At 63.4% G+C, this 25,737-nt stretch carries 23 protein-coding genes; 8 read left to right on the forward strand and 15 right to left on the reverse strand.

The genetic code is table 11. The features are described 5' to 3' along the window. Positions 1–12: 12 nt before the first annotated feature. Positions 13–843, forward strand: coding sequence for a DUF4198 domain-containing protein (locus tag ACSQ19_RS16530; protein ID WP_435998475.1), 831 nt, complete (start codon positions 13–15; stop codon positions 841–843). Between the two features lie 92 nt (positions 844–935). On the opposite strand, the gene ACSQ19_RS16535 is transcribed toward ACSQ19_RS16530, so the two are convergent. The 5 genes from ACSQ19_RS16535 to ACSQ19_RS16555 all read right to left on the reverse strand — a co-directional run bounded on the left by ACSQ19_RS16535 (position 936) and on the right by ACSQ19_RS16555 (position 7,768). Continuing rightward, entirely contained in the window at positions 936–4,088 is a 3,153-nt protein-coding gene (locus ACSQ19_RS16535; protein WP_327482759.1) for an efflux RND transporter permease subunit, read from the reverse strand. Then, positions 4,085–5,599 carry an efflux RND transporter periplasmic adaptor subunit gene (locus tag ACSQ19_RS16540; RefSeq protein WP_327482760.1) on the reverse strand — a complete coding sequence of 505 codons (1,515 nt, stop codon included), beginning with the start codon at positions 5,597–5,599 and terminating at the stop codon, positions 4,085–4,087. The genes ACSQ19_RS16535 and ACSQ19_RS16540 overlap by 4 nt, the downstream gene beginning before the upstream one ends. Further along, positions 5,596–6,900, reverse strand: coding sequence for a TolC family protein (locus tag ACSQ19_RS16545; protein WP_327482761.1), 1,305 nt, complete (start codon positions 6,898–6,900; stop codon positions 5,596–5,598). Before ACSQ19_RS16545 ends, ACSQ19_RS16540 begins: the two co-directional genes overlap by 4 nt. A 74-nt stretch (positions 6,901–6,974) precedes the next feature. Beyond that, positions 6,975–7,370 (reverse strand): hypothetical protein, encoded by a 396-nt coding sequence (locus tag ACSQ19_RS16550; protein ID WP_327482762.1) that lies wholly within the window; start codon positions 7,368–7,370, stop codon positions 6,975–6,977. A gap of 137 nt (positions 7,371–7,507) precedes the next feature. Beyond that, positions 7,508–7,768 carry a heavy-metal-associated domain-containing protein gene (locus ACSQ19_RS16555; protein ID WP_327482763.1) on the reverse strand — a complete coding sequence of 87 codons (261 nt, stop codon included), beginning with the start codon at positions 7,766–7,768 and terminating at the stop codon, positions 7,508–7,510. A 169-nt stretch (positions 7,769–7,937) separates the two neighbouring features. Here ACSQ19_RS16555 and ACSQ19_RS16560 point away from each other — a divergent pair, with 169 nt between their 5' ends. The 6 genes from ACSQ19_RS16560 to arsH all read left to right on the forward strand — a co-directional run bounded on the left by ACSQ19_RS16560 (position 7,938) and on the right by arsH (position 13,376). Beyond that, complete coding sequence (locus tag ACSQ19_RS16560; protein WP_435998479.1) at positions 7,938–10,370, forward strand: heavy metal translocating P-type ATPase; 2,433 nt, start codon at positions 7,938–7,940, stop codon at positions 10,368–10,370. Beyond that, positions 10,370–10,837 (forward strand): Cu(I)-responsive transcriptional regulator, encoded by a 468-nt coding sequence (gene cueR / locus ACSQ19_RS16565; RefSeq protein ID WP_327482765.1) that lies wholly within the window; start codon positions 10,370–10,372, stop codon positions 10,835–10,837. Before ACSQ19_RS16560 ends, cueR begins: the two co-directional genes overlap by 1 nt. Positions 10,838–11,174: 337 nt before the next feature. Continuing rightward, entirely contained in the window at positions 11,175–11,495 is a 321-nt protein-coding gene (locus ACSQ19_RS16570) for an ArsR/SmtB family transcription factor (RefSeq protein WP_435998482.1), read from the forward strand. Between the two features lie 21 nt (positions 11,496–11,516). Beyond that, positions 11,517–12,020, forward strand: coding sequence for an arsenate reductase ArsC (locus ACSQ19_RS16575; protein WP_327482767.1), 504 nt, complete (start codon positions 11,517–11,519; stop codon positions 12,018–12,020). Further along, on the forward strand, positions 12,017–12,664 hold the full coding sequence (locus tag ACSQ19_RS16580; protein WP_327482768.1) for an MIP/aquaporin family protein: 648 nt from the start codon (positions 12,017–12,019) through the stop codon (positions 12,662–12,664). The genes ACSQ19_RS16575 and ACSQ19_RS16580 overlap by 4 nt, the downstream gene beginning before the upstream one ends. After that, on the forward strand, positions 12,657–13,376 hold the full coding sequence (gene arsH / locus ACSQ19_RS16585; RefSeq protein WP_327482769.1) for an arsenical resistance protein ArsH: 720 nt from the start codon (positions 12,657–12,659) through the stop codon (positions 13,374–13,376). Before ACSQ19_RS16580 ends, arsH begins: the two co-directional genes overlap by 8 nt. Before the next feature lie 78 nt (positions 13,377–13,454). On the opposite strand, the gene ACSQ19_RS16590 is transcribed toward arsH, so the two are convergent. Then, a complete protein-coding gene (locus ACSQ19_RS16590; protein WP_327482770.1) occupies positions 13,455–13,862 on the reverse strand; it encodes a MerR family transcriptional regulator in 408 nt (135 codons plus the stop codon). Positions 13,863–13,962: 100 nt separating this feature from the next. On the opposite strand from ACSQ19_RS16590, the gene ACSQ19_RS16595 reads away from it, so the two are divergent. Continuing rightward, positions 13,963–14,613 (forward strand): cation transporter, encoded by a 651-nt coding sequence (locus ACSQ19_RS16595; protein ID WP_436001008.1) that lies wholly within the window; start codon positions 13,963–13,965, stop codon positions 14,611–14,613. Here the strand turns inward: ACSQ19_RS16595 and ACSQ19_RS16600 are convergent. From ACSQ19_RS16600 to ACSQ19_RS16640, 9 genes are all read right to left on the reverse strand, one after another. After that, positions 14,610–14,975, reverse strand: a complete 366-nt coding sequence (locus ACSQ19_RS16600; RefSeq protein WP_436040791.1) for a lipid-A-disaccharide synthase N-terminal domain-containing protein — start codon at positions 14,973–14,975, stop codon at positions 14,610–14,612. The genes ACSQ19_RS16595 and ACSQ19_RS16600 overlap by 4 nt on opposite strands. Positions 14,976–14,980: 5 nt before the next feature. Beyond that, positions 14,981–15,715, reverse strand: a complete 735-nt coding sequence (locus ACSQ19_RS16605; RefSeq protein ID WP_327484607.1) for a glycosyltransferase family 2 protein — start codon at positions 15,713–15,715, stop codon at positions 14,981–14,983. Positions 15,716–15,783: 68 nt separating this feature from the next. Then, a complete protein-coding gene (locus ACSQ19_RS16610; protein WP_327482772.1) occupies positions 15,784–17,487 on the reverse strand; it encodes an ArnT family glycosyltransferase in 1,704 nt (567 codons plus the stop codon). Between the two features lie 66 nt (positions 17,488–17,553). Further along, positions 17,554–18,300: a hypothetical protein gene (locus ACSQ19_RS16615; protein WP_327482773.1), complete on the reverse strand. Its 747-nt coding sequence runs from the start codon at positions 18,298–18,300 to the stop codon at positions 17,554–17,556. A gap of 22 nt (positions 18,301–18,322) precedes the next feature. Beyond that, positions 18,323–18,694, reverse strand: a complete 372-nt coding sequence (locus ACSQ19_RS16620) for a diacylglycerol kinase (protein WP_327482774.1) — start codon at positions 18,692–18,694, stop codon at positions 18,323–18,325. A gap of 108 nt (positions 18,695–18,802) precedes the next feature. After that, entirely contained in the window at positions 18,803–20,521 is a 1,719-nt protein-coding gene (locus ACSQ19_RS16625; RefSeq protein ID WP_327482775.1) for a phosphoethanolamine transferase, read from the reverse strand. Then, a complete protein-coding gene (locus ACSQ19_RS16630) occupies positions 20,514–21,410 on the reverse strand; it encodes a cation diffusion facilitator family transporter (protein WP_327482776.1) in 897 nt (298 codons plus the stop codon). The genes ACSQ19_RS16625 and ACSQ19_RS16630 overlap by 8 nt, the downstream gene beginning before the upstream one ends. Positions 21,411–21,491: 81 nt before the next feature. After that, the gene (locus ACSQ19_RS16635) at positions 21,492–24,680 is read right to left on the reverse strand and encodes an efflux RND transporter permease subunit (RefSeq protein WP_327482777.1); all 3,189 of its coding nucleotides are present in this window, start codon (positions 24,678–24,680) and stop codon (positions 21,492–21,494) included. Between the two features lie 10 nt (positions 24,681–24,690). Next, entirely contained in the window at positions 24,691–25,728 is a 1,038-nt protein-coding gene (locus tag ACSQ19_RS16640) for an efflux RND transporter periplasmic adaptor subunit (RefSeq protein ID WP_435998489.1), read from the reverse strand. Between the last annotated feature and the right edge of the window lie 9 nt (positions 25,729–25,737).

Here is a 25,737-nt window from a genome sequence, read left to right on the forward strand (position 1 = left end):
GAGCTACACATCATGAGAAACACGCAACTATCCGCCGCACTACTGCTATTCGCGGTGGCCGGCAGCGCCGGCGCGCACGACCTGTTTGTCGCTTTCTCCAAGCCCGGCACCGCAGCGGGTGAGGCGAACACCGCCTTGGTGAACAACGGCACCTTCGATGAAAGTGCTGGCGCAGTCACCCGGGCGCGTCTACAGGACGTTTCGCTGAGCCAGGGTGGTGCCAAGGCGGTCCCGGATTTGGCCAGTTGGAAAGAGGTCGGCAAGCAAAGCCAGCTCGCCGTGCATCCGGCGGGCGAGGGCACCTATCTGCTGGGCGTCTCGACGATGGCTTCCACCAGCACCCGTACGGCCAGCGAGTTCGGCAAGTACCTGGAGTTGGAAGACTTGCCCGATACGCTGGCCACCTACGATGCGAGCAAGTTCCCCAACGGGGTCACCTATAGCTACACCAAGCATGCCCGTGCCATTGGTCAGGTGGGCACGAAACTGACCGACGACTTCGCCGCCTCGCTGGGCTATCCGTTGGAGATCCGCCTGGCCCGCAATCCTGGAAGCGTGAAGGTCGGCGAACAGCTGTCGTTCCAGATACTGCAGCAGGGCAGGCCAGTGCCCAACCTGCGCGTGTACGTCGGCCATCGCGCTGACGCACCGCTCAAGGGCGGGCACGGTAGCGCCACGCTGCTGCGTACCGATGCCCAAGGCCAAGCCAGTTTCCAGGTGAACGCCGCCAAGACCTGGTACATCCACACCAATCACATGGTGCCCTCTACACAAAAGGGGTTGGATTTTGTGTCGGATCGGGCGTCGCTGAGCTTTGAGATCTCCCCTCACGCCCGGCACTGATAAGTAAGCACGTAGGCTGTACTCTCCCCTTTGACGCCAGTCATGACTTCTTCCATGACTGGCGTCTTTTTGTGGGGACGCACCTCAAGTGCTCAGTCTGTCTCGCATTGGTCGCCTCGCGCCGCGCGCAATCCACGTCGCCGCACCAGATAGAACGCTGCGGGAATCACCACCATGGAGAGAACCGGTGCGGTGAGCATGCCACCCAGCATCGGCGCGGCGATACGTTGCATGACCTCCGAGCCGGCACCGGCACCGATGAACAGCGGAAACAAGCCGGCCAGGATGACGGCTACCGTCATCGCCTTGGGGCGTACGCGCTGCACGGCACCTTCGTAGATAGCCTCTTGCAGGGTAGACTCATCTTCCGGCGCACCGCTGGCCAAGCGCTGCTCCCAGGCATGGCGCAGGTACAGCAGCATGATGACGCCGAACTCAGCCGCTACGCCGCCCAGGGCGATGAATCCGATCATGCTGGCCACCGAAATCGCATGGCCCAGCCCCCAGATCAACCAGAAACCGCCCACCAATGCCAAGGGCAAGCTGAGCAGGATGATGGATACATCACTGAGCCGGCGGAACACCATCCAGATGACCAGGAAGATGATCGCCAACGCCGCGGGCACCACCCACTGCAGGCGTGCCAATGCCCGTTGCAGGTACTCGTACTGCCCTGACCAGGCCACCCCATAGCCGGCAGGCAAGCTCACCTGGGACTGCACCGCGGCTTGCAGGTCCTGGACCACCGATCCCAGGTCGCGATCGGCCACATCCACGTAGATATAGCCCACCAACCGGCCGTTATCGCTCTTGAGCATCGGCGGGCCTGGGCTGACCGACAGCTCCGCCACCTGGCTCAAGGTCAGTTGCACACCGCCTGGCGCGATCAGCGGCAGATCCTGCAAGGCCTGCAACGAGTCACGCTGGCCACGGGGGTAGCGTAAGACGATGGGATAGCGCTCGCGCCCCTCGATCGTTTCCCCGATTGGATCACCGCCAACGACCGTGGCAATCAGTTGCTGGAGTTGGCCTTGAGTGAATCCATAACGTGCAGCGATCTCCGGGCGCACCTGTACATCGACATAGCGCCCGCCGGTGACGCGTTCGGCCAGTGCCGAACTCACGCCGGGCACAGTCTTGGCCACCTGCTCGATCTGCTGGCTCAGGCGCTCGATCTGCTCCACATCCGGTCCGGAGACCTTGATCCCAATCGGGCTCTTGATGCCGGTCGCCAACATATCGATACGATTGCGAATGGGCGGTACCCATAGATTGGTCAGACCGGGAATCTTGACCGCGGCGTCCAACTCCTGGCGTAGCTTCTGAGGGGTCATGCCCGGGCGCCATTGATCCCGCGGCTTGAAGGTCACGGTGGTCTCAAACATTTCGATAGGCGCCGGATCGGTCGCACTCTCGGCACGGCCGGCCTTGCCGAACACGTGTTCGACTTCCGGTACGGTCTTGATCATCCGGCCCGAGAGCTGAAGCAACTGGCGCGCCTTGTCGGCGGACAGGCCTGGCAGGGCCGTGGGCATGTACAACAGGCTGCCTTCTTCCAAGGGCGGCATGAACTCACTGCCCAGCCGGCTGAAGGGGATCAAGGTGAGCACCAGCAGCAGGCCGCTGAGCAGCAAGGTGACACCGGGATGTTTGAGGACCCACAGCAGGATGGGCCGGTAGCCGGCGATCAGGATGCGATTGATGGGGTTCTGCTGTTCCGGGCGAATGCGGCCGCGGATCAGGTAGCCCATCAAGACGGGGATCAAAGTCACCGACAGGCCTGCTGCGGCGGCCATCGCGTAGGTCTTGGTGTAGGCCAGGGGCGAGAACAATCGCCCTTCCTGCGCCTGCAGGGCAAAGACCGGCACGAAGGATAGGGTGATGACCAGCAAGCTGGCGAACAGGGCCGGTCCGACCTCGGCAGCCGAGCGGGCCATCAACTGCCAGCGCTCCTCACCTTGGGGTTCCCGGCCGTGCGCTTCGCGCCAGTGCTCCAGGTGCTTGTGTGCATTTTCGATCATCACCACCGCTGCATCGACCATCGCACCAATGGCGATGGCGATGCCACCTAGCGATAGCAAGTTGGCGGATATCCCCTGGGCGTGCATCACGATGAAGGCCGCCAGGATGCCCAAGGGCAGGGTGATGACGGCCACCAGCGCCGAGCGTAAATGCCACAGGAACAGCAGGCATACCATCGCTACGACCAGGAACTCCTCGCCAAGCTTATGGGTGAGGTTGCGCACTGCATCCTGGATCAGCTCGGAGCGGTCGTATACCGGGACCACTTCCACGCCCTCGGGCAAGCTGGATTGCAACGCCTGTAGTCGCGCTTTGACGTTCCGGATGGCCCCCAAGGCATCCTTACCGGTGCGCAGGACGATCACGCCGCCGGCCACCTCACCTTGACCATCCAACTCTGCGATACCACGACGGAAGGTCGGGCCGCGACTGATCGTGGCCACCTCGCCAAGCAAGACGGGGATGCCATCGTTGCCGGTCACCGGCACCTGTTCGAACGCCTCCTGTGTGCGCAGGTAGCCTTCGCTGCGCACCATCAGTTCGGCTTCGCCTTGTTCGATCACCGAGCCACCGGTAGCGCCGTTGGCCGCATCCACCGCCTCGATGAGCTCGGCCACCGTCAGTCCACGGGCCGCCAACGCCTGCGGATCGGGCTGGATCTGCCAGGCGCGCACCGCACCGCCCACACTGGCTACTTCAGCCACGTCCGGCACAGTCTTGAGCTCATAGCGAAGAAACCAGTCCTGCAACGCACGCAGTTGCCCCACATCGCGTTGACCGGTCCTATCCACCAGGGCGTACTGGTAGATCCAGCCCAGTCCGGTCGCATCAGGACCCAGCGCTGGATTCACGTTAGGCGGAAGTCGATCGCGCACCTGGCTCAAGTACTCCAATACCCGAGAGCGAGCCCAGTACAGATCAGTGGCATCGTCAAACAGGATGTAGACGAAGGAATCACCGAAGAAGGAAAAGCCGCGTACCGCCTTCACACCGGGCACGGACAACATTGTGGTGGCCAGCGGGTAGGTGACCTGGTCTTCGATGATGCGCGGGGTTTGCCCCGCCCATTGCGTGCGGATGATGACTTGGGTATCCGACAGGTCCGGCAGCGCATCCAGCGGCGTGTTCTTTACCGACCAGATGCCGACCACGGCCAACAGCGCGGCGGCAACCAGCACCAGCACGCGATTGGCGATGCAAGCATGGATCAGGCGCGCGATCATGGCGTGCCCTCCATCGCTTCGGGCATGACGTCGCTTGCCTGGCAATCAGCGGCCGCGGCGGGGCCAAACTTGGGTACCAACAGCATATCCATGAACGGTGACTTGCCCGGCTTGTCGAAATGCTTCTCCGGCACCATCGGGTCATACCAGTACTGCACCGGGCAGCGCGGCGGGGTGGAGGTAGAGGTTTCTGGCGCGACAGGCGCAGGCTGTCTGGACGGTGACGGCACGACAGTGCGTGCGTCGTGCCCGGCGTCATGGCGCTCGTGTACACCTGATGCGCTGGCAGGGCTTGTCGGTTGTGCAGCGCCCAGGCGTTCCAACGCACCGGAGAGACTGGCTTCGGAGTCGAGCAGGAACTGACCGGAGACCACCACGCGTTCACCACCGGCCAAGCCTGCCACGATCTGCGTGCGCCCTTGCACGCTACGACCGACACTCACCCGCACTGGCCGGAAGCTCCCGTCCGGATCCTGCACGATGACCCGGCTGTCCCGCCCAGTGGCGATCAGCGCCTCCGTGGGAACGACTGGCAGGGCCTGCTCGGCATCGGGCTGCACCAGAACCTCGGCGAACATGCCCGGCACCAGCCGACGCTGCGGGTTGCGCAACACAATTCGCGCCCGCTGCGTGCGACTAGCCATGTCGACCTGGGGAAGCAACGCCTGGATCTGTCCGGCAAAGCGCTCTGCCGGCCATGCGCTGACCGTGGCCTGCACTGAGGTTCCTGGTCGCAAGGTGCCCAGCGCTGCCTGGGGCACCGAGGCCTCCAGCCACAGCGTGTCCAGCCCATTGATCTTGAACAGAGGCGTACCGGGCATCACCGTCTGCCCCTCGCGTGCCAGGATCTCGGTCACGACACCACTGTGGTCTGCGCCAAGCACGACGCCACTTCTGACCGAGGCGCCAGAAGGAACGCCCAACGAACGCAACCGTTGTTGCGCGGCACCCTGTAGCTCACGCGCGCTCGCGGACTGAGCTTGGCTCAGGGCATGTGCTTCGGCGATGGCGGCGTTCCATGCCGGGGCCTGCACGGTGGCCAGCGCTTGACCACGACGAACCTCGGTAAACGGCGCCTTTACCTGCACGTGGGTGATCAAGCCTTCCATGCGCGCACTGACCACGGTTTCCTGGGTCAGATCCCACGTCAGCGTGCCCGGCACACGTACGGCACTCCCTAGTGACTCTACCGTCACTTCTTGAGTGCGTATGCCCACGTTCTGCTGTAGGCGCGGATCGATCTGCGTTCCGCCCCCCATGGCCTCATCTGCGTATTTGGGCAGCAACTCCATATCCATGAACGGAGATTTGCCCGGCTTGTCGAATCGCTGCTCCGGCGCCATGGGGTCGTACCAGTACAGCACCTTGCGCGCTTGATCCGCGCTGCTCGTGCCGGTGGGCGGGGTGTTACCAGAGGATCGGGTCATCCAGGCGTAGCCGCCGGCAAAGCCGAGCACCAGCAACCCGAGGGCCACGGCGAGCTGTGTGAGACGCGTTTTGGTCGGGCTCATGGCGTGTTCTCCTCATGGGGCAGCAGATAGGCCAGTGCCGCCCAGGCACGGCCCTGTTCGCCCAGCAGGCGGGCGTTCTCCAGTTGCAATTCGATTTCATCGCGCCGCGCTTCCAGCCACGGCTGCAGGTCGGCACCGGCGCCGTAGGCAGCCAACGCCGTGCGTGCGCGATCGCGCGCCAAAGGCAGGCTCTGCGTGTTCTGACGCTCCAACTGGCCGGTTAACCCGCGCCATCGCGCCATCGCGCGTTGTACCGACTCGGCTTGGATGCGCCGGGCCTCATCGCGCTCTGCAGACACCGCCTCCAGCTCGGCCCGTCGTGCCGCGATACCTCGTGCTTGGCGGTTCTTCTGGAACAGCGGCAGGCCCACGCCCACTTCCACCATGAGCATGTCGCTGCGCGGCATCCCGTCGGGTGCACGCTCGCGACGTCCGTAGGTGAGCTCCACACTCCAATCCGGGCGGGTTTCGGCCACGGCCGCATCCACCTGGGCCTGGGCTAAGCTCTGGCGTGCCTCCCAGCCCAGTAGTGGCGTGTGCTGGTCCAGTTTGGCCAGCAGTTGAGTGGGCTCCAATGGCAACTGCGCAAAATCCGGCGCCGTACCACTGGCCAAGATCGCCTCTGGTGCAATACCCAACCACCGCACCAGGCCGGCCTGCGCCGCGGCGTGCTCCGCATGTACCTGGTCCAGGCGATTTTCCAACTGCAGTAGGGCGGCCTGGGCGGCAAGCACGTCACTAGCCCCGGCCGTGCCGCCTGCCAAGCGAGCACGCGCCACACGCTCGGCTATGCGCGCCGGCTCGCGCAAACCTTCCAACGCATCTACGGCTTGCTGCGTACTCCACAGCTCAATCCAGGCCTGCGCGGCCGCTTGGACCACCATCTGCTGTTCGGCTATCGACAGTGAGCGGGCTTGCGCCAGCGTCGCTTGCGCCAGCGCTTGCTCGGCACGTCGTTTCGCACGCGCAGGAAACTCCTGCATCAGACCGACTTGCTGGGTGGTCATCTCATCGGCCCGCAGGCTGAAGGCATCGGGTCCGCTGACGGGCCAGTTCGCCAGCCCCACGATCAAACGTGGGTCGGGCAGCGCGCCAGCACGCGCGGCTTCTTCGGTACTGGCATCGATCTGGGATCGGCGCACCTGCAGGGTAGGGGCGTTAGCAAGCGCCCGTTGTAGGGCTTCGGTGTAGCTGATCGGGATAGCGGGCGGTGCTGCCACCACGGGACCACTAAGGGCCAGGGCAAACACGAATCCACACGCCATCCTGCGCCTTGCACGCAAGAAGAAAGACATCTCCATAAGACCTCCGGACAAACGACAACGAACGCGCTGCAACGCATGCAGCACGAGCACGGGTCAATCCAGGAGGGGGCTTAAATCAGCAGGCTACAGAAGCGCTGCAGGGGAGGCGGATCGGACACGCACACCGGAACATCCCGATAGAACTGCGCGTGTACCGGTGGCAACAGAGCCTGCACCAGCGCGAAGGCGACCAGCGCCGGCTGGTAAGGCACTTGAGGGGCCTTCGCATCGGCCGTGGCGATGTGATCGCGCTGGCAATGCTGGTCGCACAACGCCGGAGCATCCGGATCCGGCGCGGACATCTCTTCGCAACCGACCATCAGGGTCGCTTGTCCGGCTTCCACTGATTCCAACGGACAGGCGTAGGCCACCAGTGCCAGCTGCTGCAACAGCAGCGCCCACAGTCCCAGCCATGCCAGTCGGGCACGAGGACGGGGGCGCCGCCATCGCCTCAGCAGCTTCACCATGACAGCTCCCGAACGCTCGAAGCAGCGCCTGCGGACGCTGGGCGGGTCAGGGCAGGGGACGTGCGAGCTCTCATGATGGCCAGTCTAACCCTCTTGGGGCCGACGGGCATTGATCAGGATCAAGCCGTCGCGTGGCCTCAGCGGTGGCATCCGCCGCAGCAAGAGGATGCAGCCGGGGTGGGTGGCGTATCGGCCTCAGAAGGGAGCACGGCGGCGATCACATAGCCTTGCCGCTGGATGGCCTCCATCGCCTGTTCTACGGCAAGCAGGCCCTCGATCTTGACCACGCCACTGCCCAGATCGACGTCCACCTGGGCCTGGGGCTCAACGGCCTGAATGGCTTGGGTGACCGTCCGGACGCAATGACCACAGGTCATACCTTCAACAACGAGATTCATGGACAACCCTCCAAAAGCATCGGCGGTTTGCCGACGGTGTCACGATGGGCCTTCCCACGGTGGGAAGGTCAAACGACAGGCAAGTTCAGTGGTGCCCCGTCCCGCGTTGTTGACCTTCCCATCATGGGAGGGCTCAGGCTACCTGCTCGTTCCTATTGGTCCTTACTCCATGGACATAACGCTCACTTCGCCGCCGCCGGCGTCTACGGACACGCATCGCTTCGGCGTCGCCGGCATGACATGCGCCTCGTGTGTAGGCCGGGTAGAGCGCAGCTTGCGCTCCGTTGCCGGCGTGAGCGATGCGTCGATCAATCTAGCAACAGAAGTGGCCGAAGTCACCGCGCCGGCAGCCGCGTTTCCTGCCTTGATCGCGGCGGTGAAGCAGGCTGGTTATGAGGTTGCCAGCAAAGAGTGGGATCTGATCATCCAAGGGATGACCTGCGCTTCATGTGTGGCACGGGTAGAGCGTGCGCTGCGCGCTGTGCCGGGCGTGATGGAGGTGTCGGTCAATCTGGCCACCGAGCGCGCGCGCATACGCGCCACGTCACTGGCGGAGGTCGCATCCCTGGTTGCCGCTGTCAGCGCAGCGGGTTACCGCGCGATCGAACCGCAGACCGCGGAAGGCAACACCGATACAGCATCGGCGCGCAAGACGCTCAATGGTGACACCCTCAAACTGTTGATCGCTGCGGTCCTCTCCCTGCCGTTGGTCGTCCCGATGCTGGGATGGGTCGCAGGGCAGCATTTGATGCTACCTGGCTGGCTGCAGTTCTTGCTCGCAACGCCGGTGCAGTTCTGGATCGGTGCGCGCTTTTATCGCGCTGGATGGCACGCCCTGCGCGCCGGCACGGGCAACATGGATCTGCTGGTCGCTTTGGGGACCAGTGCCGGTTATGGACTGAGTGTCTATCACTTGTTCAACGATGCCGGACACCACGGCGATGCCGCGCTGTACTTCGAGACCTCGGCGGTCATCATTACCTTGATCCTGCTGGGCAAGTGGTTAGAGGCCCGCGCCAAGCAACAGACCACGCAAGCGATCCGGGCATTGCAGGCACTGCGGCCAGCCACCGCACGCATGTATCAGGACGGACAAGAACGCGAGGTTGCCATTCACGAGGTTGCCCTCTCGGACATCGTCAGTGTGCGGCCAGGCGAGCGCATCCCCGTGGATGGCGTGATCGCCGAGGGCCGCACGCACGTGGATGAATCCCTGATCACCGGGGAGTCCATGCCCGTGGCGCGCGGGGAGGGCGATCGCGTCACCGGTGGGGCTATCAATGGCGAAGGCCGCATCTTGGTACGCACACTGGCCATCGGCGCCGAGACCGCGTTGTCTCGGATCATTCGCCTCGTGGAGGATGCACAGGCCAAGAAGGCACCTATTCAGCGAACCGTGGATCGGGTGAGCGCGATCTTCGTGCCGGTGGTGATCGGCCTGGCTTTGCTCACGCTGCTCGGGTGGGGTTTGGGAACGGGTGATTGGAACCAGGCGATCCTGAGCGCGGTAGCGGTGCTGGTCATCGCATGCCCATGCGCGCTGGGGTTGGCGACTCCGACCGCGATCATGGCCGGCACCGGCGTGGCCGCCCGAGCGGGCATTCTGGTCAAGGATGCCGAGGCGCTGGAAGTGGCACGTACCGTAAGGGTGGTGGCCTTCGACAAGACAGGCACGTTGACCCAAGGACGTCCTGTACTGACCGAAGAGATTGCCACCCGTGGCCACGCGGCCGATCTGTTGCCATTGGCGGCGGCCCTGCAGCAAGGCAGCGAGCACCCCTTGGCTAGGGCCGTATTGAGCGTGATGGGCCAGCGCGCCATTCCGCTCGCACGCGACGTGCAGGCGGTGCCTGGCCGCGGCATCACTGGCACAGTGGATGGCAGGAACCTGTTGCTGGGCAGTACTCGCATGATGCTTGAGCATGGCGTGGCGCTCACGGCATTGCAGACCCGGGCCGAACTACTCAGCCAGACCGGCCACACGGTGTCCTGGCTGGCAGAGCAGGGCACCGATCATCCGCAGTTGCTCGGCATACTGGCCTTTGAGGATCCGCCGCGTCTGGATGCGGCCGCGGCTGTTCAACGGCTGCACACGCTGGGTTTGCGCACCGTCATGATTTCTGGCGACAACCCCGGCGCCGCCGCCTCGGTGGCAAAGGTGCTGGGCATCCAAGAGGTGCGCGCCAATGTATTGCCTGAGCAGAAAGCTGCGTTGGTCGCTGAATTGGCTCAGTCGGCACCGGTGGCCATGGTCGGCGATGGTGTCAACGATGCGCCAGCGCTGGCTGCCGCCAACCTGGGGGTGGCCATGGGAACCGGTACCGATGTGGCGATGCATGCCGCTGGGGTTACCCTAATGCGCGCTGAGCCGGGTCTGATCGCCGATGCCATCGACATTTCCCGCCGCACGACCCGCAAGATCCATCAGAACCTGTTCTGGGCCTTCGGTTACAACGTGGTCGGGATTCCTCTGGCGGCCCTGGGCTTGCTTGATCCGGTCATCGCCGGCGCAGCGATGGCCTTGTCCAGTGTGAGCGTGATTGCCAACACGCTGCTGTTGCGCCGTTGGCAGCCAACCAAGATCGATGTGGGAGAGGCATGATGGCAACCAGACGCAGTTCCAGGGCACTGCGGCCCGAACTGGCCGACGCGCGCGAAGCCGGATTGCATAACATCGGCGAGGCCGCCGCGCTCAGCGAGGTCAGCGCCAAGATGATTCGCCACTATGAAGAGATCGATCTGATCCCTCCGGCCGGTCGCACCTTTGCGGGCTATCGCCTTTACACCGATGCCGATGTGCACAGGCTTCGGTTCATTCGTCGTGCCCGCAACCTGGGATTTTCCATCAAACAAATCCAATCGCTCCTAGGCTTGTGGAGCGATGACCGGCGAGCCAGCGCCCAGGTCAAGAAACTGGCCCAGGGCCACATCGACGATCTACAGATCAAGATTACCGAGATGCAGGCCATGCAGCGAACGCTGCGCAACCTTGCCAGTCGATGCCATGGCGATAATCGCCCGGAATGTCCGATTCTGGATGATCTGGCGAGTCCAACGAACGGGCATTGACGTTGCCACGATAGGAAGCCTGACGCTGACCATTCCTGTTGGTTGGAGCGGCAAAGCATGCATCGACTACATATCCCCGCCATGGTCTGCAGCGCATGTGTGGCGCCCATTCGACGCGCCTTGATGAGCGTAGACCCCTCGATGCGGGCTCAGTTCATGCCGGACCTACGCCGTATTAGCCTCGAAACACGCCGTCCGGTTGAGCTGATAAGGCAAGCGCTCAGCTCGATCAGCTATCCGGCCCATATTGTTCGTTAGGCGTCTGGTACGACCCCAAGCGGTCATCTATCTGCAATGATGGGTTGCAATACTTCCTATATTCCGGAAATATAGAAGTATGGATACGCCCCAGACCGTTCAAGCGCTTCGTGCGCTCGCGCACGACCACCGGCTTGCCGCCTATCGCGCGCTTGTACAGGCCGGCCCAGGCGGAATGGCCGTTGGCGAGCTACGCGATCAGCTCGATCTGCCGCCTGCCACCCTTACGGCCCATCTGAACCAGTTACGTGCCGCAGGGCTTGTCACTGACGAGCGGGAAGGACGGGTCATCCGGATACGTGCCGACTACGACCGCATGAACGGTCTGATTGGCTTCCTGACGGAGAACTGTTGCGGCGGGAAGTCCTGCGCGCCGGCAGTCAAGCAGAAGCTCCGTTGATCCGCATTCCAGAGATACGACATGACCGACAAGACCTACAACGTACTGTTCCTGTGCACCGGCAACTCCGCACGCAGCATCATGGCCGAGGCGATCCTCAACGTGCTGGGCCACGGCCGATTCAAGGCTTATAGCGCCGGCAGCCATCCCAGCGGCCACGTCCAGCCGATGGCGCGGGAGCTTGCCGCGGCCATCGGCTATGACGCCAGCCAGGTGCGCAGCAAGAACTGGGACGAGTTCGCCGTGGAAGGTGCGCCCGAGATGGACATCGTCATCACGGTTTGCGACAACGCTGCGGGAGAGGCGTGCCCCGTATGGCTGGGCCATCCTGCACTCGCGCACTGGGGTGTGCCCGACCCGGTAGCCGCCACGGGCGATGAAGAAGACCGTCGTCGAGCCTATACCGCAGCGTTCGCCACACTGCGCCGCCGTATCGAGCTGTTGCTATCACTGCCGCTGCAAAGCCTCGACCGTCTGGCCGCACAGGCAAAGCTGGGCGAGATCGGGCGTGTCGGTGCGGAATGATCCGCCAGCGCCTCTTTGCAGAGTTCTTGGCCACGGGCCTGCTGCTGGTGACGGTGGTGGGCTCGGGGATCATGGCCGAGCGCCTTGCAGGTGGAAACGACGCCGTCGCACTGCTAGCAAATGCGCTGGCAACGGTCGGCGGGCTCTACGTCCTCATTGAGGTGTTCGGTTCGATCAGTGGTGCGCACATGAACCCCGCGGTCAGTGCCGTGATGGCGGCGCGTGGCGAACTGCCCAAGACCCTTTTGCCGGCATACATCCTGGTTCAGCTCGCGGGCGCGGTATGCGGTGCTTTGTTGGCGAATGCCATGTTCGATCTTCCGGTGCTGGAGTTCTCCACGAAGGTGCGAACCGGCATGGGCCAATGGCTGGGCGAGATCGTTGCAACAGCAGGTTTGCTGTTGGTTGTGCTCCGGGCACCTGCGTCCCGTGTGGCCGTGATGGTGGCTGCGTACATCGGTGCGGCCTATTGGTTCACCTCGTCGACTTCATTCGCGAATCCTGCAGCAGCCTTCGGCCGCATGTTCAGTGACAGCTTCGCCGGCATTTCGCCTGGCGACGTGCCTGCCTTCGTTGTGGCGCAGGTCATTGGGGCAGCCCTGGGCGCAACGATCCACAAGCTACTTGGAAAGCCTCATGTCTAATCCTGGCGATCTGCCCAACATCTCGGCCGAGCTGTTCCATTTGCCCGAGATTGACCGCCTATCCCCGACCGTACTTGCTGCGCATGCCCCGCGGATCCTTCTGCTTTACGGATCGCTGAGGAAGAGGTCATACAGCAAGTTGCTCGCGCTGGAGGCGGCTCGACTACTTCAGGCAATGGGCGCTGAGACCCGGCTCTTCGATCCGACAGGCCTGCCCCTTCCAGATGCTGAGCCCGACACGCATCCGAAGGTGCAGGAATTGCGGCAACTGGTGCATTGGTCGGAGGGCATGGTCTGGAGCTCACCCGAGCGACACGGTTCTATGAGCGGCATCATGAAGGCGCAGATCGACTGGATTCCGCTCTCTCAAGGCTCCGTGCGACCAACTCAGGGCAAGACGCTGGCCGTCATGCAAGTCTCCGGCGGTTCGCAGTCCTTCAATGCGGTGAATCAGCTCCGTGTGCTTGGACGTTGGATGCGCATGATCACCATCCCCAACCAGTCCTCTGTCGCAAAGGCGTTCAACGAATTCGATGAAGATGGGCGCATGAAGCCCTCCGCGTTCTATGACCGCGTCGTGGACGTCATGGAAGAGCTAATGAAGTTTACGCTACTGACCCGGGATGTCTCGCCCTACCTGGTCGATCGCTATAGCGAGCGGAAGGAGAGCGCGGAAGAGCTTGCCAAGCGGGTCAGCCTCCGCGCCATCTAGGTGTGGAAGTGATCCGTCCATCTTTCTGGCCAGCTCCCTACGTCCGCTTCCGGTCGAGAGTAGAAATCCGCTACAAAGTCAGACTTTGGAACGTTGCATTGGCTGGCGTAGCGTCGAAAGAATCGTGCACTCGGCCCGCTGTCCCCCGTGGCAACTGATGATGACACGCTCAAGTTCATCGGCCATCCGGCGAAGATCTTCCTGGCGCGCACGAATATCGGTCAGATGTGTACGCGCCAGGCGATCGACGTCGTCGCAGGACAAACGCTCATCGCTGGCCAGTTGCAGGAGGCTGCGGATCTCTTCCAGACTGAAGCCCAGATCCCGCCCTCGCGCGATGAACCGCAGGCGCTCGATATCGGCGCTCGTATAAACCCTATAACCACTGTCCGTGCGGGTGGGGTGGGGCAGCAGCCCGATCTTCTCGTAGTAGCGGATGGTTTCAAGGTGGCATCCGCTGGCTTCGGCAGCCTGACTGATCTTCATGGAAGGATCGCTTGACTCTGTAGTTACTACAGACTTTACGCTAGCCGAGCCCAAACTGTGATTTTCCGGTTGCAGGAGTGGCCCCTCAATGGAGCGCGTGATGCCTGAATGCTGTGGCTGCGGCAAGGTAGTCGATGTAGCGGGTATGCAAGCCAAGCAGCGCAAGGTGCTGGTGATCGTGCTGGTGATCGTGCTGCTGATCAACCTGGCGACCTTCGTCATGATGGCCGTCGCCGCGTGGCACTCCCACTCTTCGTCCCTGTTGTCCGGAAGCCTGGACAACCTCGGGGATGCGCTGACCTATGCGGTGAGCCTGGCGGTGGTGGGCGCATCGGCACACCTGAAGGGCCGGGTGGCCCTGCTCAAAGGCTTCTTGATCCTAGGGGCCGCGTTCGCGGTAGGCGTACAGATCGTCTGGCGCTTGGCCCATCCGGGTGTTCCGATCTTTGAGAGCATGGGGGTGGCTGCGTTGCTTAACTTGGCGGCCAATGCGGTCTGCCTGTGGTTGCTGACCCCCTATCGCGCCGGCGATATCAACATGGCCTCGGCGTGGGAGTGCTCGCGCAATGACATCTACGAGGGGGCTGCCGTCATCCTGGCCGCGGCGCTGGTGTTGGCCTTCGGCGCGGGTTGGCCCGATCTGTTGATTGCCGCAGCGTTGCTGGTTCTGTTCCTGCGCTCGGCGGTGCGCGTGTTGCGGGCTGCGTGGCGCGAAAGTCGACCAAACGCGCAGCCCAGTGCCACGATCTAGCAGGAGTGATCGTCCTCGGAAGGGGACGAGGCGTGTTTGGCTAAGGCGCTCGTACCAATGCTACGGTGATGGCGTATGTCCAGATAAAGGCTATACGCGGCGGTAAAGGCCGGCAGCAGGTTCTGCACGACGCCCACGGCATCCTGCTTGGACGAGAACAGGAAGTAGCTCAAGGCCATCAGGCTACCGCACAAGCTCATGTACCAGAACAGGCGCGGGATCACCGGCCGGCCGGCGCGTTTGGACGCCATGAACTGGACCAGCCAGCGCACGCCGAACAAGGCCGCGCCGGTCAGACCAATGAGCTTCCACGGCGTGGTGTGCAAGCCCGTCCAGCTCAGCCACAGGATTTCCTGGTCCATGACGTTCATGACTTGGGGCCGGCGCTAAGCTCGCTGGTGGCAGTTACATGGTTGCGCTGGATCAGCCAGGCCACGCCCATCAGGTCGCGGATGCCCACCAGGGCACGGCCCAGGTTGGTGTACTTGGACTGGCCCGATCCCCGCGGTCGGTGAGTGACCGGCACACTGAGCGTCTTCCAGCCGGCGCGCTGCATCAGTGCTGGCAGATAGCGGTGCATGTGATCGAAGTACGGCAGGTCCAGGAAGGCAGCGCGGTCGAACAGCTTGATGCCACAGCCGGTATCGGGCGTGTCATCCCGCAGCAGTGATTGCCGGATGCGATTGGCCCAGCGCGAAGCCCAGCGCTTGCTGGCCGTGTCCTTGCGCTCGGTGCGCCAGCCGGCAAACAGCCGCACCTGCGGTGACGCGGCCTGGCGAGCCGCTATCAGTTTGAGGATATCGGCTGGATCGTTCTGGCCATCGCCATCGAGCGTGGCTATCCAGGGCGAGAACGCGTGCTTGACGCCATTGCGGATGGCGGTGCTTTGCCCACTGCGTTGATGGTGCAGCAACACCCGCAGTTCGGGCACCTCGGCTTTGAGCCAGCCGAGCACCTCGCGTGTGTCATCGTCGGAGCGATCATCCACACAGATGATGTCGAAGGCGATCTTGCCGCGCAGGTGGTGCGCCACCTCCTGCACGAGCGGCCCGATGTTGCCGCGTTCGTTGAAGACGGGAATGACGACCGACAGACTGGGCATCCGGGGCAGTGACGGGCTTTGCATGGCGAAGGACTCAGCAGTGAGGCGTGCGGGAAAGGAAGGAGAAGTCAGTCTTCGCTGACATCGGCTGACCACGTGGCCGGGACTTCGCAGTCCGCGATCCAGGCCGTGCCCGGTGCAAGAATCCAGGCGCGTCGATTGGAGGCGCCGATGTCGATGACCTGCGTTGGATCCAGGCAAGGCCCAATGGCTTCCTTGCGCAGGAACAGCCAGCGTCGCGTGGGGTCCTGCAGCAGCCAGGTGTGTGCCTGCTGCCATTGCTCTACCCAGGGCTTCTTGAAACCGAACTCGGTAACCGGTCGGTCGGCCTGGAGCAGGTGCTGTTCGCGCCAGCCGAGCATGGCCAGCTCCGCATCCAGATCAATGGTGGCCTCCACGCGCTGCATCAGCGCTTTGGCAGAACTGTCAGGACTGAGCGCCGGCATGAATCCCACGCCATAGGCGATCCACAGCGAGGCGGTGACCGCCACCAGCGCAAACACCACCCGTCGGCGTGCGACGGCCATCACGACCAGGCTCACGACGGTGAAGGCCAGCAGCCAGCCACTGACCTGCTTGACGGTGCTCATGTCCATGCCGCGTCCGTCGAGCAGGCCTTGCACGCGCTCGGGCGAGGCGGTCAGCAACCACAGCCCCAAGGCGCCCGTCAGGGTGACCACCACCGACAGGTACGACCACAGCACCGCGCGTACGCCACGCCGGCGCAGCAAGCCGGCCAACAACGGCGATGCGGCGAGCGCCAGGGCAGGCAGCATCGGGAAGATGTAGACCTCGCGCTTGCCCGGGCTGGCACTGAAGAAGACCAGCACCAGCAGCGCCCAACCGAGCAGCAGCGCGTAACGCGGGTCCACGCGCCGCACGCGCCGCCACCACGCCGGTAGCAACCACGGCGCGAGCAGCACGCCCGGCAGCCACAGCGTGAGCATGGTCTGCAGGTAGTACCAGGCGGGTTTTACGTGGTGCCAGGCATTGGCATAGCGGGTGCCGGTCTGCTTGAACAGCATTTCCCGCGCGTAGTTGTGCAGGGCCGGATCCGATGAGGCCGCCACCGTGGCCAGCATCGGTACCAGCCACACACCCGCGCCCAGCACAAAACCCGCAATGCCGGCCAGCACATGCACCCCTCGGTGCGAGGGCAGGGGGTGGGGCGACTTCCACCGCACCCACAGCCAAGGCAGGAACACCAACAACGGCAGAAAGCCCACGCCCTTGGTGACCGAGCCCAAGCCGGCGGCGAAGGTGCCCACCATCAGCAGCCAGGGGCTGGGCTTTTCCAGCAGGTAGCGCACCAGCGCCCATAGCGAGAGCGTGGTCATGCCCACCAGCACCATGTCGATCTGCGCGCGCTTGGCTTGCAGCACGAACTGCAGGCAGACGAACAGGCCCAACACGGCGTAGTCGGCCGTGCGCTTTCCCCACAGGCGCCGGGCAAGATCGCCGGTCAGCCACAGCGTCAGCAGCGCGGCCAGCAAGGACGGCAGCAGGAATGCCACATCCCAACTGCGCACCAGCACATAACTGGCCGCCAGCAGCCACATGAAGGTGGGCGGTTTCTCGGCGTAGAGCTCTATCCCGCGCTGCGGGAACAGCCATTGGCCGGTCTCCACCATAGTCTTGGCCGCCAGTACGAAGCGCGGCTCGTCTGCGGGCATCGGCTCGCGTAAGCCCAGGCCGGCTAGTAGCGCCGCGATGACCAGCACGGTCAGCAGCCATGTCTGGCCAGGGGAGAGGTCGCTAAGGGAATGACGCATCGGCGTATCGCTCGTGCAAACAGAGGAAAAAATGAACGGGAAACCTTGGGTGCGGGATCGCGCGATCTAGAAGCGGCGTCGACGCTTTCGTCCGCCGTGCGGCGGCGGCCCGAACGGGCCTTTGCGCGAACGCGGCGACGTCCCGTCCGGCGGGGACGGCCGGTTCTGACGGCGGGGAAAGGGATTGCCGAAGCTCTCGATCACCGGTGATGACAGGGCGCGTGCCTGCTCGATCGAAGCTCTGAATTTGGCGGCCGACACCCAGGCCGCGATCGCTGCCAGGGCCGACGTCACCCCCAGCCACGGCGCGGCGCCCTGCATGCCCGTGCGGGTGGCGACAGCCGACTGCAGGATCGCGGTGATGGCGAACAGGGCGCCGTAGATCACGCTCAGCACAAGGCCCGTGCGCCGCCGCCGCACCTGCGTGGCCTGCAGGGGTCTGGCCATCAGCGCTGCCGCGATGGCCAGCGCATAGAACGGCGCCTCCAGGGCGGCGACCACGGTGCCGGCGGTGCCCACGGATCGATAGGCGATGAGCAAGCCCAGCACCATTACCGGGGCGGCCACCAGCAACTCACGCAGGCGTGGCCGCATCGCGACCGCGAACTCGGACAGATACCGGCGATCGTCGCGCTTGAACGCCACCAGCAGATCCAGCGCGTGCAGGGTAGCCACCACCCAGAACAGTGCGCCGGTCAGCACCACCGTGCTGCTGAGGATGACGGTCAGGCCATCGGGGTGGGGAATCGACATTGCCGATTTCAGGCCCCAGCCCACCGCAAAGATCAGTGCTGCTAACAGGATGTACGCCATATAAACCTCCAGCCCGACGCCATCAGCTGGCCAAGATGGCCAGCCATGTCAGGGCGGTAACCGCCAACGTCATGAAAACCGCAGCCGAACCCATGTCTTTGGCACGACCGGCCAGCTCGTGATGCTCGGGGCCGTAGCGCTCAATGACCGCCTCGATCGCCGAGTTGAGTAGCTCGGCCGGCAGCACCAGCAAGACCGTGGTGGCCAGCAGTGCACGCTCCACACCGGTCTCGCCCAGCAGCAGGCCCAAAGGTGCGAGCACCAGGGCGAGCGCAACCTCGAGCCGAAACGACGACTCATGCAGCCAGGCCGCACGCAGTCCTTGAGCAGACCAACGCGCTGCCATCATCAAACGCTTGGGACCACGCGGCAGGTGGCCGTAACCGTCAGCCATGGGAAATTCCTTGAGAAGAAGTGAGTGCCTGCTTCAAGCGCGTGGCGCGAAGCGGCCGAAGGCCCGGCAACAGATGCCGGGCAAGAGGTGAGGGGCAACACGGGAGCCTCATGGCGAGGCTCCTGCCGTGCTCTGGCATCCCGAGAAAACATCCAGCTTCGGGTCGTAAGCCGTGGTGCTGACCTGCATCAGACCAAGCACCGAATGGAACAGGTTGTCGTGACTGATCGGCTGGCTTGCCCGACTGCGCACGCACGCAGTGTTGACGCCTTCACCGCCGGCCATGCCCGGTGAGAGCCACGCCACCATCGGCACCTTGATCTGGGTGTCCGGTGCAATGGAGTAGGGCAAGCCGTGCAAATAGACGTTGCCTTCGCCCAGCGACTCGCCGTGATCGGAGACATAGATCATCGCCGTGTCGTGCGTGGTGTCCTGCGAGAGCATCTGGATCGTCTTGGACAGGAAGTCATCCGTTTCCAGGATGGCGTTGTCGTAGGCGTTGACGATCTCCTGCCGCGTGCAGTTGCCCAGATCAGAGGAGCGACAGTCGGGCCGGAACTTGCGCAGCCCTTCCGGATAGCGCTTGAAGTACGCCGGTCCGTGGTTGCCCAGTTGATGCAGGACCACCACAGTGTCACCGGGATTGTCATCGATCACATCGTGCAAGCCCTGCAGCATCACCGCATCACGGCAGGCCTGGTCATCGCACAGCGAGTTGTCCGGCGGCTTGCGGTAGGACTCGAAGGACAAGCCATCGCAGACGCCCTTGCAGCCGGTTTGGTTGTCCCGCCACAACGTCTTGACGCCGGCCCGCTCCAGCACGTGCAGCAGCGACTCGGAGCCCACGATGTTCTCGCGGTCGTAGTTGCGCCGGCCCGCAAGGGAGAACATGCAGGGCACGGAGACTTCCGTGTTGGACCCGCACGCGGTGACGTCGCTGAAATTGATGACATTCAACTTGGACAGCTGTGGCGTGGTCTGCCGCGTGTAGCCACTGAGTCCCCAGTTCTGTGCGCGTACGGTTTCGCCAACCACCACGACCAGCAGGTGGGGTTTGGTCGACGGTGCGTGCGCCTGCTGCTTGGCATCGGCCGCCACGATCTGGCGTGGCCCCTTCGGACTCCTAGCCTCCTGACTGAGCACGCGCGTGATGGACGCCAGGTAGTTGCCCGGAGCGATCAGGTAGCGCAGCGCCTTGTCATTGCGCATCAGCGAGGAGATGTCCTGGAAGGTGGCCATCACCCCCGCGCACGTGAGCAGCAACATCGCGCCCAGAAACAGCGTCCGGCGTAGTAGGGCCTGCTTGAGCGTGAAGCGGGGGAAGTGCAGTAGCCACAACGCGGTCGCCGGCAGCACGCCCATCAGCACGACCGTGCCCACCATGTCCCAGGTCAACAGCTCGCGAGCCTCGGCCACATCGGTCTGGATCACGTTGCGGACCATGCTCGGGTCCAGATATACCGCGTACATGCTGGCGAAGTACGCCGCTGAAGCGGTGGCCACCAGCAGGACCGCCAGAACTGGTCGGGCAATCCAGCGGTTGATCACCAAGCCGAACAGCAACGCATGCAAGCCGACCAGGGCGGCGGTCACCCCGATGTAGAAACGCAGTTCTCTCGCCCCGCTCAGGACGCCTGACTCTTTGACACTGGCCCAGAAGGCGCCGTTTGCGGTGAACGCAAAGAAGATGGCAACCAACAGGATGACCAGCTCCAGGCTCAGCGCTACCCGCCAACGCAGACGGTGTGCGCTTGTTGAACCTCGGAGCGATGTGTCTTGGAATCGGGCGAAAACCTTGCGGAAACTCGCTCGATTCCGGTCAGGCATGGCCCACCTCGCTTTTGCACGAAGTGCGTTCCACCTGCAATGTCACGTCGTGGATATCGAACTGCTGCTCGATCACCCGGGTGAGCTCGACTTGGATCGTGTCCGGGTCGGGTACACCCGCGGCTAGGACGATGTGAGCCGTCAGCACGACCTGCCCGGTCCCCAGCGACCACACGTGAAGATCATGGACCTCTTGCACAGCCGGCATCTCGATCAGCCGCTTGCGGATGGCCGCCACATCCATGCCTTCCGGCACACCCTGCATCAGGATATGGCCGGCCTGCTTGAGCAGGGTCCAGGTACGGGGTAGCACCCACAGGCCGATCAACACTGCAATGATCGGATCGACCAGCGTCCAACCCGTGACCTTGATGACGATCGCGCCCACGATCACGCCCACCGATCCGAGCATGTCACTCCAAACCTCCAGGTAGGCGCCCTTCACATTCAGGCTGGTGCCACTACCGGCGCGTAGCAGACGCATGGAGATCAGGTTGACGATCAAACCCATGATGGCGATAACCAGCATGCCCGTGGACGCAACTTCCGGCGGTTCACGAAAACGTCCCACCGCTTCCCACAGGATGTAACCGGCGACCACGAACAACAGACCGCCGTTGATGATCGCGCCGATGGCTTCCATACGGGCATAGCCATAGGTGCGGCGAGCATCGGCCGGACGTCGACTCATACGCACCGCGATCAACGACACGGTGAGGGCGATGACATCCGTCATCATGTGCGCCGCATCGGATAGCAGCGCCAAACTATTTGTTACCAGACCGCCGATGATTTCGGCGATGAGGAACGTGGAAGTCAGGCCGAGCGCCCACCATAGGGGCTTCTCGTACCGGATTTCGGACATTCCATGATCATGCCCTGTGCTCATGCGTGTTCTCCTAAGAACAGATGCAAAAGAGCGGCTAGGAACGGGGTAGGGCGGCGGTGCGTACACCGCCGCCGTGCCCTGTCACGATTTCATGTGCGCCGGGGTGCGATTGAAGCGGGTGTGCACCCACCGGTAGAACACCGGCAGTACCACCAGCGTCAGCAACGTGGAGGAGATGATTCCGCCGATGACCACGGTGGCCAGCGGACGCTGCACTTCCGAGCCCGCACCGACATTCAGGGCCATCGGCACGAAGCCTAGCGAGGCCACCAACGCCGTCATCAGCACCGGTCGAAGACGCGTGAGCGCACCTTCCCGAATGGCTTCGGCCATCGGCTGGCCGCTCTCGCGCAGGCTTCGGATGAAGCTGATCATCACCAGGCCGTTGAGCACCGCCACACCCGAGAGCGCGATAAAGCCCACGCCCGCCGAGATCGACAGAGGGATCCCGCGCAGCGCCAACGCCAGCACGCCACCGGTCAAGGCCAGCGGGACACCGCTGAAGACGATGAGCGCGTCCTTGGCCGATCCAAAGGCCATGAATAGCAGGGCAAAGATCAGCACCAGGGTCACCGGCACCACGATGGAAAGACGCTTACTGGCCGAGATCAGCTGCTCGAAGCTGCCGCCGTATTCGATCCAGTAGCCGGTAGGCACCGTCACCTGTTGATCGATGGTGGACTGCAGTTCGGAGACGAAGCTACCCAGATCGCGGTCACGGACATTGGCGGTCACGATGATGCGCCGCTTGCCGTTCTCACGATTGATCTGGTTGGCCCCTTCGGAGATCTCCACGCGCGCCACCGAACTCAGCGGTACGATCTGTGCCTGAGCGGCGTTGGCCTGCGTACCCACCGACTCATCAGCCTGGTTGGCCGCGATGGCCGCCGTCAGCGAGATGGGCAACGCGGAGAGCGCCGTGGGATCCAGTCGCTGCTGTTCCGGCAAACGAACCACGATGTCGAAGCGTCGATCGCCCTCGAACAGCTGGCCGGCGACTTCACCCCCGATGGCGGTGGCCACGTTGCGCTGCACGTCAGCCGGATTCAGGCCATAGCGCGCCAAGGCATCCCGATCGGGCAGCACCGAGAGCATGGGCAGGCCAGCGGCCTGTTCCAGACGCACGTCGGCCGCACCCGGTACGGTCCGTGCCGCCGCCTCCAGCTTCTGGCCCACTTCCAACAACGTGTCTAGGTCATCGCCGTACAGATTGATCGCCACGTCCGCACGCACGCCCGAGATCAGCTCGTTGGTGCGCATCTGGATCGGCTGGGTGAACTCGTAGTTGTTGCCGGGGATCTTCTTCATCTCCGCCTCAACTTCGGCCACCAGATCCGCCTTGAGCTTGCGCGGGTTGGGCCACTGATCACGCGGCTTGACCATCACGAAGGTGTCCGCCACCGAGGGCGGCATCGGGTCGGAGGCCACTTCTGCCGTACCGATCTTTGACCACACTCGCTCCACTTCCGGGAACTGCAGCAGGCGTTCTTCCACGATGCGTTGCATGCCCAAGGACTGGGTCATGCTGGTACCGGGAATACGCATGGCCTGAAGCGCGAAGTCGCCCTCATCCAGGCTGGGAACAAACTCGCTACCCATGCGAGAGGCGAGCAGGCCACTGCCGACCAGCAGGGCGATCGCGCCGACGGCCACCAGCTTGCCGCTACGCAGGCTCAGATCCAGCAAAGGCTCATAGCGCCCGCGGAACCAACGCATCAGCCAGTTTTCCTTCTCTTCGACCTTGCCACCGAGCAACATCGCCACGGCAGCCGGTACGAAGGTCAGGGACAGGATCATCGCGCCCGTCAGCGCCAGCACCACGGTGATGGCCATCGGGTGGAACATCTTTCCTTCCACACCGGTTAGGGCAAAGATCGGCAGGTAGACGGCGGTGATGATGCCCAGACCGAACAAGCTCGGACGGATCACTTCAGCCGAGGCGCTGGAGGCCACTTCAAAGCGCTCTTCCAGCGTCATCTCACGCCCGAGTTCATGCTGACGTTCGCCAAAGCGACGCAGGCAGTTCTCGATGATGATGACGGCACCGTCCACGATCAGACCGAAGTCCAAGGCGCCCAGGCTCATCAGGTTGGCCGACACGCCGCCACGCGCCATACCGGTCAGGGTGAAGAGCATCGACAGCGGAATCACCGCGGCCGTAATCAACGCCGCACGAAAGTTGCCCAGCAGCAGGAACAGGATGACGATGACCAGTAGCGCGCCTTCGATCAGGTTCTTGGCGACCGTGGTAATCGTGCGATCCACCAGCGAGGTGCGGTCGTACACCGGCGTGGCGGTCACGCCCTTGGGCAGACTCTTGGCCGCTTCCTGAAGCTTGGCGGCCGCGGCTTGGGAGACGTCACGGCTGTTGGAGCCCACCAGCATGACCACCGAGCCGAGCACGACCTCGTGGCCGTTCTGGGTCGCCGCACCGGTACGCAGTTCTTCACCGTCGGCCACATTGGCCAGATCGCGAACCCGAATCGGCACGCCATCACGACGGGTGACGACGATCTTCTGGATGGCAGGAATGTCCGAGACCTGTGCCGGCACACGCACCAGGAACTGCTGACCGTTACGTTCGATGTAGCCGGCGCCCACGTTCTGATTGTTGGCCTGCAGGGCCGTGACCACATCTTCAAAGGTCAGGTCCAGCGAGCGCAGCTTGGCCGGATCGGGCGTGACGTGAACCTCACGCTTGAAGCCGCCCATGGTATTGACTTCCGTCACACCAGGAACATTGCGCAGCTGCGGACGAATCACCCAGTCTTGCAGCGTGCGCAGATCGGTGGCGGTGTAGGGCGTGCCATCGGGTTTGCGGGCTTTGGGATCGGCATCGATAGTGTAGGAGAAGATCTCGCCCATGCCGGTGGCAATCGGACCCAGAGTGGGTTCGATACCTTCGGGCATTTGCGCCTTCACCTGTGCTACACGCTCGGAGACCTGCTGCCGAGCAAAGTAGATGTCCGTCCCGTCCTTGAACACGACGGTGACCTGGGACAGGCCGTAGCGGGAGATCGAGCGGAAGTACTCCATCTTCGGCAGACCGGCCATGGCCGTCTCGATGGGGAACGTGACGCGTTGCTCCGCTTCCAGCGGCGAGTAACCTGCCGCTTCGGTGTTGATCTGAACCTGGACGTTGGTGATGTCGGGGGTGACATCGATAGGGATCTGACGGGCACTCCAGATGCCGATGGCGATCAAGGCCACCGTCAACGTCATGACCAGCCAGCGATGATTAATCGCGACTTTTATGATTTTTTCGAGCATGACGGTCTCCTTAGTGCGCGTGTGTCGCGCCGGACTTTTCGATGTCCGCCTTGACCAGGTAGCTCTGGGTCACCACGATGTCCTCGCCGGCCTTCACGCCTTCCAGCACGGCCACTTGCGTGGAGTCACGATCACCCAGCTTCACCGGCCGCGCCGTGTAGGTATCGCCGTCACGCACAAACACCACGTCCTTGCCGTCCATGCTCTGGATGGCCGACTGCGGAATCACAACGCCCGCATCGCTGGTGGACATCGTGATTTGCGCTTTGACTGCAGTGCCTGGACGCCAGAAGCCATCCTCGTTGAGCAGTGCGGCACGGGCGACCAGGCTCTGGCTCGCCGTTGACGTGCTGGGCAGCACGCGTTCGATGGTCGTCGTCGCACTGACGTTGTCGTACAGGCGACTGACCGTGACGGCCACGCCCGGACGCAGGTACTGCGCATCGGCCCCGAACACGTGCAGGTCGACCCACACCTTGGACAGGTTGCCGATCTCAAACAGCGGCTGGCCTTCGGCGGCTACGCCACCGACACTGCCTTGTCGACTGAGGACGACGCCGCTGATCGGTGCGGTGATGGTGTAGGTCGTCAGGCTGAGATTGCTGTGCACCACGGCCAGCGCTTGGCCTTGACGCACGGTATCGCCCACGTTGGCGCGCAGGGCACGCACCACACCCGGGTAGCGCGCAGTGACCTGGGCCACGCCGCCCTCCATCGGTGTCAGCACGCCTTGGACTTCCAATTCGTTCTTGATGGCGCCCTCACTGACTTTCGCGACTTTCACGCCGCTCTTGTCAGCTTCTTCCTGCGGGATCGTGGTCTTCTCGGCACCTTCTTCTTCATGACCACCGGCTTCCTCACCGTGGCCGGCTTCCCCTTCCTCGTGCCCGGCTTCGCCTTCGGCGCCGTGATCGTCACCCTCACCGCTGGCTTCTTTGGCAGGCGCCGTTTTCTCTTCCGTGGCGTCCTTGGAACCACCACAAGCGGCCAGCATCAGGACAGCGCCCAGCAGCAACGTCGGAGCTGCAATCTTTGCAACGTTCTTCATGTGGAAATC

This window comes from Pseudoxanthomonas sp. LjRoot127 (genome assembly GCF_964253495.1).
GTDB lineage: Bacteria > Pseudomonadota > Gammaproteobacteria > Xanthomonadales > Xanthomonadaceae > Pseudoxanthomonas_A.